This window comes from Hansschlegelia beijingensis (assembly GCF_045505405.1).
Taxonomy (GTDB): Bacteria; Pseudomonadota; Alphaproteobacteria; order Rhizobiales; family Methylopilaceae; genus Methylopila; species Methylopila beijingensis_A.
In genome coordinates this window covers 1-13,807 of sequence record NZ_JBJKEX010000057.1, presented here as the reverse complement: position 1 = coordinate 13,807, position 13,807 = coordinate 1, and the positions used below count along the sequence as shown (strand labels likewise).

Here is a 13,807-nt window from a genome sequence, read left to right as displayed (position 1 = left end):
TACAAGGGCGCTGGTCCGGCGCTGGTCGACGTGATCGCGGGCCAGGTGCCGATCATGTTCGACAATCTTCCGTCCTCGACGGAGCACATCCCGCGTAGCGGAGCGGCTCCGCGGCCGTCGCCGCGCTGATCGCGGGCGCGACGGCCGCGGAGCCGCTCCGCTACGCGGGCGAACGCTCGATCGCCGTCTATCTGGCCTTCTTCCTGCCGATGGCCGCGACCCGCGCCGTCCTGATCAAGTCGGGCATTATCCAGGACGTCGGGTGGATCTCGCTCATCGTGACGATCGCGGGCGTCGTCGGGCCGCTCGCGCTGCACTGGGCCGTGATGCGCTCCGGCTGGGGGACGTTCCTGTTCGTGCGACCTCGCGCGTTCCACATCGACCGGCCGCGCTCCACGCCCGAAGCGCGCCTGCAGCCGGCAAGATGACCCCGGGGCTCCCGCCGGCCATCCGGCGCGCTCGGTGACAATAAGTCCAAGACGTTCGGCCTGAGCCTTCGCATCGCCAGAGTCCGCGCTAGGTCCTCTTCCGGCGGCGCGAAGACAAGGATGGAGAACGCGAGATGAAGCGTCTGGCTTTGCTATCGGGACTGATCATGATCGCCGCGCTGGGCGGCGGCGCGGCCTCAGCCGAACCAGGGCCGTTCACCGAACAGCAGGCCGCTGACGGGAAAACCAAGTTCAACAACCACTGCGCGACCTGCCACCGGCCCAGCCTCGAAGGCGGACAGGGCGCCGCCCTGATCGGCGATGCGTTCAAGCAGAAATGGAGCGGAAAGCCCGTCGCCGAGCTCCGCGACTACATCCACGCCACGATGCCGCCGACGGCTCCCGGCTCGTTGCCCGACGACCAGCTTGACCCGATCACGGCTTACATCCTGTCGAAGAACGACGTCGCGCCAGGCGACGCGCCGCTCTCCAAGGAGAGCGCCAGCGCGACCTTCCCGAAATAGCCCGGCCGGCCCACTCGCCCCAACTCCGACGAACGTATTATGTTACCGAGAAAGGAGGTTCCATCTTACCGCAAAGACCCCGGGGGCGGCGTTTTGTCTCCCTGGAATGCGTAAAATTTTGAGGTCATCACATCTTCGCAATAGGACCGAATGTCCTATAGGTACCGGCCTTGCTGCCTCATCAAAGGCGACGGAGGAGAACGCTTAATGAGCGTTAAGACGATTGTTGCAGGCCTGTTCGTCGGCTCGGCCCTGTTCGCGGCGCCGGCGCTCGCGGGCGAGGGTCCGTTCACGGCGGACCAGGTCAAGAAGGGCCTGACCGAGTACAACACCCATTGCCGCACCTGCCACGCCAAGGACGGCAAGGGCGCTCTGGGCCCGGCGCTGCATGGCGACACCTTCAAGGGCCGCTTCGGCGGCCAGAGCTGGGCCGACATCCGCACCTGGATCCACGACAACATGCCCCAGACCGCGCCGGGGACCCTGTCGGACGATCAGCTCAACGTGCTGACGGCCTACACGATGAGCCTCAACGGCTACACGCCGGGCCAGACCGAACTGTCGGCGGACACCGCCAAGACGGTCACGCTCGAGAAGTGATCTCCTCGCGAAGGGAGCGGCTTTGGCCGTTCCCTTCGCCGGTGAGGCGCCTATAGTCCGGGCGAAACTTTCGCCCGGATTTTTTCCATGCCCAGCCGCGGGGTCGCCAAAGGCGACCATGTCGTCCTCGTCGACGGCTCTTCCTACATCTTTCGCGCCTATCACGCGCTGCCGCCCCTCACCCGTCCGTCGGACGGGCTGCCGGTGGGCGCGGTGTCGGGCTTCTGCAACATGCTGTGGAAGCTGCTGCGCGACGCCGGCTGGGTCGACCCGACCCATCTCGGGGTGGTGTTCGACAAGTCCGAGGTCACCTTCCGCAAGGAGATCCACGAGACCTACAAGGCGAACCGCTCGGAGCCGCCCGAGGACCTGATCCCGCAGTTCCCGCTGATCCGCAAGGCGACCGCCGCCTTCTCGATCGCGTGCCTCGAGCAGGGCGGCTACGAGGCGGACGACCTGATCGCCACCTACGCCCGGCTGGCCGCGGAAGCCGGCGCGGAGGTCACGATCGTCGGCTCCGACAAGGACCTGTTCCAGCTGGTGGGCGGCGGCGTCACCATGCTCGATCCGGTCAAGGACAAGCGCATCGGACCCGACGAGGTGTTCGAGAAGTTCGGCGTCCGGCCGGAGAAGATGATCGACCTGCAGGCGCTCGCGGGCGATTCGGTGGACAACGTGCCGGGCGTGCCTGGCATCGGGGCCAAGACCGCCGCGCAGCTGCTCGACCAGTATGGCGACCTCGAGACGCTGCTCGAACGCGCCCACGAGATCCCCCAGCCCAAGCGGCGCGAGAACCTGATCACCCACGCCGACCTCGCGCGCGTCTCCAAGCGCCTGGTGACGCTCGAGACCAACGTCCCGCTCGACACGCCGCTGGAAGAGCTCGCGGTCCACGAACCGAACCCGACGCGGCTGGTCGCCTTCCTCAAGGCGATGGAGTTCAACACGCTGACCCGGCGCGTCGCCGATGCGACCGGGATCGACGTATCGAGCGTCGCGCCGGACGCCGACATGATGTCGGCCGGGCGGGCCGAGCGCGAGGAGGTCGCCGCGCCCACCCCGGACGGCGCGGCCCGCTCGAAGCCGAAGTGGCGGAGCTGCTCGCCGGGATCGGGGTGGAGGTCGCGCTCGGCGATCCGGCCGAGGGGCTGCTGCGCCGGGTGCGCGCGGCGTTCGACACCGCCTCGCGCATCCGCGACCGCTTCTCGCCTGACGGCTGGCGGGTGCTGGGCGATCTCGTCGACCTGATGGAGCGGCGGCTCGAGCAGGACGAGCCCGAGGACCTGCCGGGGCTCGCGAGCGAGGTGCTGATCCGGCTGTCCGGCTTCACCGGGCTGGTGCGCGAGAACATGTACCAGTTCACCGGCTGGCGCTTCCTGCAGGCCGGCCGGCTGCTTGAACGCGGCCAGCTGACGGCGCGGATCGCGGCGGCCCTGACCCGCGACGAGCCGCCCGAGGGCGCGCTGGAGGCGCTGCTCGAATTCGCGGACAGCCGCATCACCTACCGGCGGCGCTACTCCGTCACCCTGTCGCGCGAGACGGTGGTCGACCTGACCGTGCTCGATCCGCTCAACCCGCGCTCGATCGCGTTCCAGGTGAACGGCTTCAAGACCCTGCTGGACGAACTGCCCGGGATGCGGCGCGGCGAGACGCCCGCCGACGTCGTGCGCCGCGCGGCCCGGCTTCAGGTGCGGCTCGCGACCGGCGACCTCACCGAGATCAACGAGCTGTTCCTGCAGCGCGTCGCGGCCGATCTCGGCGACATCTCCGATCTTCTCGCCCAGCAGTTCTTCAGCGCGGCGCCGGGCGTCCAGACGGAGCGGTCGGAAAGCGAATGATCTACGACCTCTCGCTCAACATCGCCTACGACTACCCGGCCGCCGTGAAGGAGGCCCGCCACGTCCTGCGGGTCCGCCCGCGCGAACTCGAGGGCCAGAGCGTGCGGTCGACGCGCGTGACGGTGACGCCGCAGCCCGACGAGGCCTGGCGCGAGCTCGACTTCTTCGGCAACGCGCTCGACCAGCTGCTGATCCTGCCCGGGCACGAGGCCTTCTCGGTGGCGATGCAGGCGCGGGTCGAGGTGCGGCGCGCGCTTCCCGATCTTGAGGCCACCCCGACGGTCGACGAGCTCGCCGCGGCCGCCGCGACGGCGCGCGAATGCGGCGCGTCAGGCCCTATGCATTTCCTCGGCGACAGCCGGATGGCGCGGAAGAGCGAGGCCGTCACGGCCTATGCGCGGGAGCTGATCGATCCGGCGGCGCCTGCGGGCGAGGCGGTGCTGGCCTTCGCCAGCAGCATGAAGGCGGATTTCGCCTTCGCGCCGGGCGCGACCACGGTCGACACCCCGCTTGAGGAGGCGTTCGCCCGGCGCGAGGGCGTCTGCCAGGACTTCGCGCATGTGATGATCGCCGCGCTGCGCGGCGTCGGGGTGCCGGCCGCCTATGTGAGCGGCTTTCTCAGGACGTCGCCCCCGCCGGGCCGCCGGCGCCTCAAGGGCGCCGACGCGATGCACGCCTGGGTCGACGTCTGGCTGGGGCCGGATCTCGGCTGGCGGGGCTTCGACCCCACCAACGGGGTCTCGGTGCTGGACGACCACGTGGTGGTCGCGATCGGGCGCGACTATTCGGACGTCGCGCCGATCGACGGCGTGGTGCTGACCGCGGGCTCGCAGAAGACGAGCCACTCGGTCGACGTCATCCCGGTCGGGGAGCGGGCGGAGGCCTGAGGGGCCTCAGGCCACCTCGGCTTCGGCCTTGCGGCTCTCGCGCTTGCGGTCGTTCGGGTCGAGCAGGCGCTTGCGCAGCCGGATCGACTTCGGCGTCACCTCGACCAGCTCGTCGTCCTGGATCCAGGCGAGCGAACGCTCGAGCGTCATCCGGATCGGCGGCGTGAGGCGCACGGCCTCATCCTTCGACTGGGTGCGGATGTTGGTGAGCTTCTTGCCCTTGAGGACGTTGACCTCGAGGTCGTTGTCGCGGCTGTGGATGCCGATCAGCATGCCCTGATAGACCTTCCAGCCCGGCTCGATGATCATCGGGCCGCGGTCCTCGAGGTTCCAGAGCGCGTAGGCCACCGCCTCGCCCGGCTCGTTCGCGATCAGCACGCCATTGTTGCGGCCGGCGATCTCGCCCTTGTAGGCGCCGTAGGAGTGGAACAGGCGGTTCATGATCGCCGTGCCCTTGGTGTCGGTCAGCAGCTCGCCCTGGTAGCCGATCAGGCCGCGGGTCGGGGCGTGGAACACCAGCCGCAGACGATTGCCGCCCGAAGGCCGCATCTCCAGCATCTCGGCCTTACGCTCCGACATCTTCTGCACGACGATGCCGGAATGCTCCTCGTCGACGTCGATCACGACCTCTTCGATCGGCTCGACCAGTTCGCCGGCCTCGTTCCGCTGCATCACGACGCGCGGACGGGACACGCCGAGCTCGAAGCCCTCGCGGCGCATGGTCTCGATCAGGATCGCAAGCTGCAGCTCGCCGCGGCCGGAGACGATGAAGCTGTCCTTCTCGGCCGTCTCCTCGACCTTGAGCGCGACGTTGCCTTCCGCTTCCTTCAGCAGGCGGTCACGGATGACGCGGCTCGTCACCTTGTCGCCTTCGGTGCCGGCGAGCGGGCTGTCGTTCACGAGGAAAGTCATCGACACGGTGGGCGGGTCGATCGGCTGCGCCTGGATCGGCTCGGTGACGGCCGGGTCGCAGAAGGTGTCGGCGACGGAGGCCTTCACCAGGCCCGCGATCGACACGATGTCGCCGGCCTCGCCGACGTCGATCGGCTGCCGCTCGATGCCGCGGAAGGCGAGGATCTTGGAGACGCGGCCGGTCTCGACGAGATTGCCCTCGCGGTCGAGCACCTTGACCGTCTGGTTCGGCTTCACCGTGCCGGACGCGATGCGGCCGGTGATGATGCGGCCGAGGAACTGGTTGGCCTCGAGCAGCGTGCCGAGCATCCGGAACGGACCCTCTTCGGTCTTGGCTTCCGGCACGTGCTTGAGCACGAGCTCGAACAGCGGCGCGAGGCCCTCGTCCTTCGGGCCTTCCGGTGAGGCCGCGAGCCAGCCGTCGCGGCCGGAGCCGTAGAGGATCGGGAAGTCGAGCTGCTCGTCATTGGCGTCGAGCGCCGCGAACAGGTCGAACACCTCGTTGATGACCTCGGAGGCGCGGGCGTCGGGGCGGTCGACCTTGTTGACCGCGACGATCGGCTTGAGGCCGATCTTCAGCGCCTTCGACACCACGAACTTGGTCTGCGGCATCGGGCCTTCGGCCGCGTCCACCAGCACGATCACGCCGTCGACCATCGACAGGATGCGCTCCACCTCGCCGCCGAAGTCGGCGTGGCCGGGCGTGTCGACGATGTTGATGCGGGTGTCCTTCCAGACGACCGAGGTCGCCTTGGCCAGGATCGTGATGCCGCGCTCCTTCTCCAGGTCGTTGGAATCCATCACGCGTTCAGCGACGCGCTGGTTCTCGCGGAACGAGCCGGATTGCTGCAGGAGCTTGTCCACCAGGGTCGTTTTGCCGTGGTCGACGTGCGCGATGATCGCGATGTTGCGAAGCTTCATGGAAAAGACGTGCCTCTAGGCCCGCGAGCCGCGCGGGCCGCCCTTCGATCTGATTGTCTGATGTGCGGCGCAACAGATGCGGGAGAACCCCGCAAAACGCAAGGGGTCGGCGGCCAATCCGCCTCAGGCGGCGGACGCTTTCGGGCTCTCCTGCACCCGCGCGACCATCTCCTCGATCACCTCGAGGACGTCGGCGCGGTCCGCTGCGGAGGCCGTCTCGAAGTCGAACACGGACGGTTCGTAGCGGCGCTCAGGGCAGAGCTCGGTCCACGGGACGCCGAAATACGCCTGGGCGAAAGCTTCGTTCGCGGGCGCGAAGCGCTCCCGGATCGCCCGATAACCCTCCTGCGTCAGGCCCACATAGGGCTGCGCTTCCCAGTTGCGGCCTTCCATCAGTTTCAGGAAGTGCTCGTAGAGATCGATGTAGTTCGGCAGCGAGCGGATGCGCACGTCGACCCGGCGCATGATCTCCTGCGCGGCGAACATGCCCTTTACGCCGAAGTTCGGGTTGATCCGGGGCGGCTCCTCCAGCTTGAAGCTTGCCGGCACCCCGATCACGTCCAGCACGCTGCGCGCGAGGCCCTGCTTCACCGCGCGCTCGAACGAGATCGGCCGCACGGTGATCCTCGGATGATCCATGGCTCGCTTCAGGAACGCCCACGGGTCCATGTAGCCGCGCTTGATCACATGCGCCTCGAACTCCGTGAAGCTGCGGCGCGAGGCGAAGTTCTTCTGATCCTGCGTGTACCAGGAGTTCATCCAGATCGGCTGGTCGCGCACGAAGGCGACGATCACCACCCGGAAGCCGTGCTCCTCGAAGAAGCCGATGATGCGCTCGAACCAGCGGTCACGGCGCAACAGGATCGCGAAGTGCTCGCTCGAGACCACGATCGAGCCCGGCGTCTTCTCGAGCAGCGCGCTGAACTCGCTCCACGCCGGCGCGTCGCGAAGCTCGCCCGGCAGCCGCAGATAGGTCTTGCGCGCGAGCGGCGAGTGGTTGCGCCGCCGCCTGCCCTCGGGGCTCAGGGTCGTCGGGTAGTACAGCCCGAGCCGCGCCAGCCGCTTCGCGTTCACGTAGAGCGCGTGCTGGATCGAGGTCGAGCCGGTCTTGTGCGGCCCGATATGCAGGTAGCAGACCCGCTCCGCCGTGCGGGGCGCCTTGCGGCGGAGCAGGTTGAGGATCATGGGTCGGGAACGTCGCGGCTCAGGCGCCGCGACGACGCCGGGCGCCCAGCGTGCGCAGGCGGAGCGCGTTGAGCTTGATGAAGCCGGCCGCGTCGCGGTGGTCGTAGGCGACCGCGCCGTCCTCGAAGGTCACGAGCTCCTGGTCGTAGAGCGAGTTCGGGCTCTCCCGGCCGGTGACGATGACGTTGCCCTTGTAGAGCTTGAGACGCACGCGCCCCGAGACTTCCTTCTGGCTGAGGTCGATCGCGGCCTGCAGCATCTCGCGCTCGGGCGAGAACCAGAAGCCGTTGTAGATCAGCTCCGCGTAGCGCGGCATCAGCTCGTCCTTGAGGTGCGCCGCGCCGCGGTCGAGCGTGATGGATTCGATCGCGCGGTGCGCCGCGAGCAGGATCGTGCCGCCGGGCGTCTCATAGACGCCGCGCGACTTCATGCCGACGAAGCGGTTCTCGACGAGGTCGAGCCGGCCGATGCCGTTGGCGCGGCCGAGTTCGTTGAGGCGCGCCAGCAGCTCGGCCGGGGACAGCTTCTCGCCGTCGATCGCGACCGCGTCGCCCTGCTCGAAGTCGATCGACATCAACGTCGGCTCGTCGGGCGCGTCCTCGGGCGCGATGGTGCGCATGTGGACGTCTTCCGGCGCCGGCAGGCTCGGATCCTCCAGCACCTTCCCCTCAGAGGAGGAGTGCAGCAGGTTGGCGTCGACCGAGAACGGCGCCTCGCCGCGCTTGTCCTTGGCGATCGGGATCTGGTGCTGCTCGGCGAACTCGATCAGCTTGGTGCGCGAGGTCAGGTCCCATTCGCGCCACGGGGCGATGACGGTGACGTCCGGCTCGAGCGCATAATAGGACAGCTCGAAGCGGACCTGATCGTTGCCCTTGCCGGTGGCGCCGTGGCAGACGGCGTCCGCGCCGGTGGCGCGGAGAATCTCGATCTGGCGCTTGGCGATCAGCGGCCGCGCGATCGAGGTGCCGAGCAGGTACTGGCCCTCATAGACCGTGTTCGCCCGAAACATCGGGAACACGTAGTCGCGGACGAACTCCTCGCGCAGGTCGTCGACATAGATGTTGTCCGGCTTGACCCCGAGCAGCTCGGCCTTCTTGCGCGCCGGCTCCAGCTCCTCGCCCTGGCCGAGATCGGCCGTGAAGGTCACGACCTCGCAGCCATAGGTGGTCTGCAGCCACTTCAGGATCACCGAAGTGTCGAGGCCGCCCGAATAGGCGAGAACGACCTTCTTGACGGATTTGGGTTCGGTCATCGGGGAGTCCGGAAGAGGGGTGAGCAAGCGCGGCGCACTCTAGCCATGAAGGCCTCGGAGGCAAGCGGGGCGGGCGGGATCCTGCCGGCGGCGTCTCTGCGGACGCGCCGGCTCAGCCGCCGAACAGCTTCTTCAGGAAGCCGAGCGGCTCGCGGATCGGGTTCGGGGCGCGGCGCTCGCGGACCACATATTCCTCGCGCGGGTAGTCGCCGGCGTAGGGCTCCTCGCCGCGCGGCGGGCCCTGGCCGGGGCCGGTCTGGTAGACGTCGCCGGGCTGCCGGTCGTCATAGCCGGCGACGCGCGGGCTCCAGTCGCCCGGCAGCGCCGCGACCTCCGCGCCCTCATGGGCGCGCGTCATGAAGCGGCTCCAGATCTCCACCGGCAATCCGCCGCCGGAGGCGTGGCGGGTCGGGCTGTTGTCGTCATTCCCGAGCCAGACCACCGTGACCATGCGGGACGTGTAGCCCACGAACCAGGCGTCGCGGAACTCCTGGCTGGTGCCGGTCTTGCCGGCGGCGGGCCAGCCGGCGAGCTTCGCCGCGCGCGCCGTGCCGGAGCGCAGCGTCTCCTGCAGCATCGCGTTCATCATGCCGACCCGCTCCGGATCGACGATCTCCTTCGGCGGCTCGACGCGGCGCTGGTAGAGCGTTTCGCCATCGGCCGTCTTGACCAGGCGCACCACGTAAGGCTTGGCCTCGAAGCCGCCATTGGCGAAGGGCGCGTAAGCCGCCGCGAGCTCGAGCGGGCTGACCTCCGAGGTGCCCAGCGCGATCGACGGGTTCGGCGCGAGCTGCGAGGTGATGCCGACGCGATGCGCGGTGTTCACGACGTTCTCGGGGCCGACCTCGACGCCGAGCCGCACCGCGACCGTGTTGATCGACTGCGACAGCGCGCGGGTCAGCGTCATCGGGCCTTCGTAGCGGCGCGTGTAGTTCTCCGGGTTCCAGCCCTTGAGCTGGACCGGCTCGTCGACCCGGATGGAGTCCGGGGTCAGTCCGAGCTCCAGCGCCGCGAGGTACACGAAGGGCTTGAAGGCCGATCCCGGCTGGCGCCTGGCCTCGACGGCCCGGTTGAACTGGCTTTCGGCGTAGGATTTGCCGCCGACGAGCGCGCGCACCGCGCCGTCCGGCTCCATCGCCACCAGAACGCCCTGGGTGACCTTGAGCTTGCCGCCGCGCTTGGCGATGCCCTCGGCGAGATCGCGCTCGGCCTCGGTCTCGAGGGCCGTGTCGATCGTGGTCTCGACCACGAGGTCCTCGTCATAGAGGCCGACCAGCGAATCGAGCTGGTCCATCACCCAGTCGGCCACATAGCCGACCGCGCCCTCGGGCTTCGGCAGCGGCGCGGGGGGCGATGTGCGGAAGGCCGTCTGGGCCTGGTCGCGGGTGATGTAGCCCTCGTCCGCCATCGCCTGCAGCACGAGGTCGGCGCGGGCCCGCGCGGCCTCGGGATCGTGGCTCGGCGACAGCCGCGACGGCGCCTTCACGAGCCCCGCCAGGATGGCCGCCTCGGTGATGTTCACCTTGCGGATCGACTTGCCGAAATAGCGCTGGGACGCCGCCTCCACGCCATAGGCGCCCGCGCCGAAATAGACGCGGTTGAGGTACATCTCGAGGATCTTCTGCTTGCCGAACTTGCGCTCCAGCCAGAAGGCCAGCACCGCCTCCTGCACCTTGCGCTCAAGCGAGCGCGCGGGCGTCAGGAACAGGTTCTTGGCGAGCTGCTGGGTCAGCGTCGAGCCGCCCTGGGCGACCGTGCCGCGCTCGATATTGGCCTTGAGCGCGCGCGCCAGTCCGAAGACGTCGACGCCCCAGTGGTCGTAGAAGCGCCTGTCCTCGATGGCGATGAAGGCCTGAGGCACGAATTTCGGCATCTCCGACAGCGGCACGTTGGCGCCGCCGGTCTCGCCGCGATTGGCGATAGGCTTGCCGTCCAGCGAGACGATCTGGACGTTCGGCGGCCGCTTCGGGATCTCGAGGTTCTGGATCGGCGGCAGGCGAGACGTGTAATAGGCGACGACGCCGCCCGCCCCGACTGCGCCGAACAGGCACAGCGTGAGGGCGAGGGCCACGAAGCGGCCGAGGAAGCTCCGCCGGCGACGGGGACGGCGGCTCGGCTCGCGGCGTTTGCGCGAAGGGCGGCTGCGGCCCATCACCCAATCCCAGTAGGAGGTCTTTTCGCGCGGAGGGTCTCTCGGCGCGTCATCGGCCGGCGCTCCGAAGCCGGGCTCGCGGCGGTCGTCGCCCGGACGCGCGTCGAACAGCGGCTCGTCGCGCCGCGAGTTCGCCTCGGGTCGCGGAGCGGGTCCGCCGGTCGGACGATCCTCCGGCGACAGACGCAGGTCCGGGGCGTCGGGCCGGACGTCGAAGCGCGGCTCGCGTCGTTCCTCCCGCCCCCGTCCAATGCCCATCTCGCCAGAACCTCGTCACGCCGCACGCCGCGGCCGCTCCCGCAGAGCGACCGTCCCATGTTCCATCGGTTGGACTTTGAATGCGGCAGGTTTAAGGGCCATTACGGGCCCAAACGTCCGCCGACCCCTTGGGTTCCGAGGCGTTTGGCGTCGCTCGCGGCCGCCTGCTTGTGCAGGTGGACGAAGAAAGCCGTTGCGAACAGAGGCGTCAGCAGGTTCGCGAACGGAATGACCGCGAGCCCGGCCACCATCAGCCCGCCGAGGAACACCTTGCCCCTGTGACGGCGGCGCAACGCCGTCGCGTCCGCCTCGTCGCGGAAGCGCAGGGCGGCGAGCGAAAAATACTCGCGGCTGAGCAGGTAGCCGTTCACGCCGAGCCAGGCGACGAGGTTCACCCCCGGCACGAACAGCAGCACCAGCAGCAGCAGGTTCATGCCGAGCACGAGCAGCGCGAAGCGCGCGGAAAGCAGCAGGCCGCGCCAGAACGGCAGGGCGACGCCGGGCGGATCGTTGGGGTAGTGCGCGCGTTCGACGTGGGCTGCGACGTCGTCGAGGAACAGGCCCGCCACCATGGCGGTCACGGGCGTCACCAGGAACAGCAGGCCGAACGCGGCGCCGAGCCCCGCGACCAGATGCGCGATCCAGTTCGCGGTCGGGTTCGACAGCGTGACGAGGCGGTCGGCGGCGGCCTGAAGGCCGAACCAGCCAAGCACCAGCAGCGCGAGCGTGATGCCGATCGACTTCCACAGAACGACGCGGAACTCGGGCGAGAAGGTCTGCCGCGCCGCCTTGATCGCCGCGTCCCACATCGCGGCGCCCTCAGGCCACGTCTTCAGGCGGGCGGGCAGGCTCCTCCGGCCGCCCCAGAAGCGCGGCGTTGGTCAGCCGGCGCACCTCGCGCTCGATCGTGGCGGCGAGCCGCTTGCGGTCGGTCGCCTGCTCCGCCGCGATCGGCTCGCCGAAGGTGACGGTGGCGTCGATCGCGCCGTCGCGCAGGATCGACCACAGGTGGCGCGGAAAGCCCATGTCGCCATACCAGGCCACGAACGGGCGCCCGAGCCGGCCGAGCGGCAGGCCGTTGCGGTGGGTGTAGGCGATCGAGACCGGCTGGACCCAGACGACGGCGGCCTCGCCGCTCGCCTGCAGCGCGTTCTGGGTCGCCCCCAGCAGCGCGGTCCGGAACGGCAGAACGCGGTTGCCGTCGCTGGACGTGCCCTCGGCGAACAGCACGACGGGCTGTCCGGCCGCCATGCGCTCCGCCATCTGGCGGTTCACGGCGGCGGTCGCGGTGCGGCGGGAGCGGTCGACGAAGATCGAGCGCTGCAGCTTTGCGAGCTGGCCGAACACCGGCCAGTCCGCGATCTCGGACTTGGCCACGAAGCTCATGCGGCAGATCGAGCCGAGCACCGGGATGTCGAGCCAGGAGCAGTGGTTCGAGGCGATGAGCAGCGGCCGGGCGCTCGCTGGCGCGCCGATCACCCGCACGCGCATCCCCACGATGCGGAGCGCGAGGCGGTGAAACCGCAGCGGGATCGTCTCCGCCTCGGGCCGGCCGAGGCGCAGCATCAGCATCTGGACGGGGGCGAGCGCCGCCACCGCCGCGATGAGCGCGACCGCCGAAGCCGCCGCGCGGAGCCGCCTGTGCGCCAAGCTCAGCCCTCGTCGTCGAGCGGGATGGCGTAAAGCTCGAGCCGGTGATCCACGAGCCGGTAGCCGAGCCGGCGGGCGATCTCGGCCTGCAGCTCCTCGATGCCCTCGTCGCGGAACTCGATGATCTTGCCGCTTCTGAGGTCGATCAGATGGTCGTGGTGCTCGTCCGGCTGCGGCTCGTAACGCGAGCGGCCGTCGCGGAAATCGAGACGCGCGATGATCCCTGCGTCCTCGAACAGCTTCACGGTTCGATAGACGGTCGAGATCGAGATCCGCGCGTCGATCGCGGAGGCGCGGCGATAGAGCTCCTCGACGTCCGGATGGTCGTCCGCCTCGCCCACAACGCGGGCGATGACGCGGCGCTGCTCGGTCATCCGCATGCCCTTGGCGGCGCAGAGCTGCTCTATCGATTCGGTTTTCGGCGTGGACACTTCGGGCCTCGTCCCCGGTCGTCTTGCGGCCCTCAAGGGCGACATGGCCATCGGGTCGCTTATAGGAGCGGCGCGCCGCGGCGTAAACACGTGCTCAGGGCAGCTCGAGCGCGAGCACCTTGGCGGCGCCGCGGGTTCCGTCGGCGCGCGCGTAATAGGCCGGCCGGCGGCCCACCTGGTCGAACCCGAAGCGCCTGTAGAGGGCGAGCGCCGCGACGTTGTCCTCGTCGACCTCAAGCACGATGCGGCGCACCCCGCGGCCGCAGAGCCTGCCGAGATGCTGGCTGAGAAGCGTCGCGCCGCCGCCGGAGCCGCGCCGCGCCTCCGCGACCGCGATCGACAGCACCTCGGCCTCGTCCTCCGCCACCCTGGACAGCGCGAACCCGTAGGCGCGCTCGCGGCCCTCCCGCCGAAGCACGCAGCCCACGACCGCGCGATCGTTCAGCAGCGCGTCCATCTCGTCGACGGTCCAGCCGCGGGCGAACGCCGCACGATGAAGCTCCGACAGCTCGTCCGCGTCGCCGGCGTCGGCGTCCTCGACCGCCCAGGCGGCGGAGCGTGACAGGTAGGCGTCCCAGAACCACCAGTACATCGACGTCCCGTTCACCGGCGCGCGATCCGGCCCCCCTGCTGCGGATGCGCGTCCGCCGCCTTGAGGTAAAGCGGACGCGGCGGCTGTTCGGCAGGATCGCACGCGGCTCCGAGTCGCGCGAGCCAGACCGGCTCCGGCGCGTCGTGCCGCGCCTGCGCCTTTCGGATCAGGGGGTCC

The 13,807-nt window shown here is 69.4% G+C and carries 13 protein-coding genes and 1 pseudogene; 6 read left to right on the top strand and 8 right to left on the bottom strand.

Annotated features, from left to right (window positions below; all coding sequences use genetic code 11):
- Positions 1-209: 209 nt before the first annotated feature.
- The 6 genes and pseudogenes from ACIKT0_RS05935 (at position 210) to ACIKT0_RS05910 (ending at position 4,277) form a co-directional block, all read left to right on the top strand.
- On the top strand, positions 210-428 hold the full coding sequence (locus tag ACIKT0_RS05935; RefSeq protein ID WP_407104451.1) for a hypothetical protein: 219 nt from the start codon (positions 210-212) through the stop codon (positions 426-428).
- Between the two features lie 134 nt (positions 429-562).
- Positions 563-952: a c-type cytochrome gene (locus tag ACIKT0_RS05930; RefSeq protein ID WP_407104450.1), complete on the top strand. Its 390-nt coding sequence runs from the start codon at positions 563-565 to the stop codon at positions 950-952.
- Between the two features lie 207 nt (positions 953-1,159).
- Complete coding sequence (locus ACIKT0_RS05925; RefSeq protein WP_407104449.1) at positions 1,160-1,552, top strand: c-type cytochrome; 393 nt, start codon at positions 1,160-1,162, stop codon at positions 1,550-1,552.
- A gap of 87 nt (positions 1,553-1,639) precedes the next feature.
- A pseudogene (locus ACIKT0_RS05920) lies at positions 1,640-2,635 on the top strand (5'-3' exonuclease); the annotation flags it as partial.
- A gap of 5 nt (positions 2,636-2,640) precedes the next feature.
- A complete protein-coding gene (locus tag ACIKT0_RS05915; protein ID WP_407104447.1) occupies positions 2,641-3,390 on the top strand; it encodes an alpha-E domain-containing protein in 750 nt (249 codons plus the stop codon).
- Positions 3,387-4,277 (top strand): transglutaminase family protein, encoded by an 891-nt coding sequence (locus ACIKT0_RS05910; RefSeq protein WP_407104446.1) that lies wholly within the window; start codon positions 3,387-3,389, stop codon positions 4,275-4,277. The genes ACIKT0_RS05915 and ACIKT0_RS05910 overlap by 4 nt, the downstream gene beginning before the upstream one ends.
- Before the next feature lie 6 nt (positions 4,278-4,283).
- On the opposite strand, the gene typA is transcribed toward ACIKT0_RS05910, so the two are convergent.
- The 8 genes from typA to ACIKT0_RS05870 all read right to left on the bottom strand — a co-directional run bounded on the left by typA (position 4,284) and on the right by ACIKT0_RS05870 (position 13,645).
- On the bottom strand, positions 4,284-6,110 hold the full coding sequence (typA, locus tag ACIKT0_RS05905; RefSeq protein ID WP_407104444.1) for a translational GTPase TypA: 1,827 nt from the start codon (positions 6,108-6,110) through the stop codon (positions 4,284-4,286).
- 123 nt (positions 6,111-6,233) lie between these two features.
- Positions 6,234-7,295, bottom strand: a complete 1,062-nt coding sequence (locus ACIKT0_RS05900) for a hypothetical protein (RefSeq protein WP_407104443.1) — start codon at positions 7,293-7,295, stop codon at positions 6,234-6,236.
- A gap of 19 nt (positions 7,296-7,314) precedes the next feature.
- Positions 7,315-8,547 (bottom strand): argininosuccinate synthase, encoded by a 1,233-nt coding sequence (locus ACIKT0_RS05895; RefSeq protein ID WP_407104442.1) that lies wholly within the window; start codon positions 8,545-8,547, stop codon positions 7,315-7,317.
- A 112-nt stretch (positions 8,548-8,659) separates the two neighbouring features.
- Positions 8,660-10,957 (bottom strand): transglycosylase domain-containing protein, encoded by a 2,298-nt coding sequence (locus ACIKT0_RS05890; protein WP_407104441.1) that lies wholly within the window; start codon positions 10,955-10,957, stop codon positions 8,660-8,662.
- A 101-nt stretch (positions 10,958-11,058) separates the two neighbouring features.
- Entirely contained in the window at positions 11,059-11,766 is a 708-nt protein-coding gene (locus tag ACIKT0_RS05885; RefSeq protein ID WP_407104440.1) for a sulfate transporter family protein, read from the bottom strand.
- A 10-nt stretch (positions 11,767-11,776) separates the two neighbouring features.
- Positions 11,777-12,607: a lyso-ornithine lipid O-acyltransferase gene (gene olsA / locus ACIKT0_RS05880; protein ID WP_407104439.1), complete on the bottom strand. Its 831-nt coding sequence runs from the start codon at positions 12,605-12,607 to the stop codon at positions 11,777-11,779.
- A 2-nt stretch (positions 12,608-12,609) separates the two neighbouring features.
- Positions 12,610-12,987: a Fur family transcriptional regulator gene (locus ACIKT0_RS05875; RefSeq protein ID WP_246398268.1), complete on the bottom strand. Its 378-nt coding sequence runs from the start codon at positions 12,985-12,987 to the stop codon at positions 12,610-12,612.
- Between the two features lie 145 nt (positions 12,988-13,132).
- A complete protein-coding gene (locus ACIKT0_RS05870) occupies positions 13,133-13,645 on the bottom strand; it encodes a GNAT family N-acetyltransferase (protein ID WP_407104438.1) in 513 nt (170 codons plus the stop codon).
- Positions 13,646-13,807 lie beyond the last annotated feature (162 nt).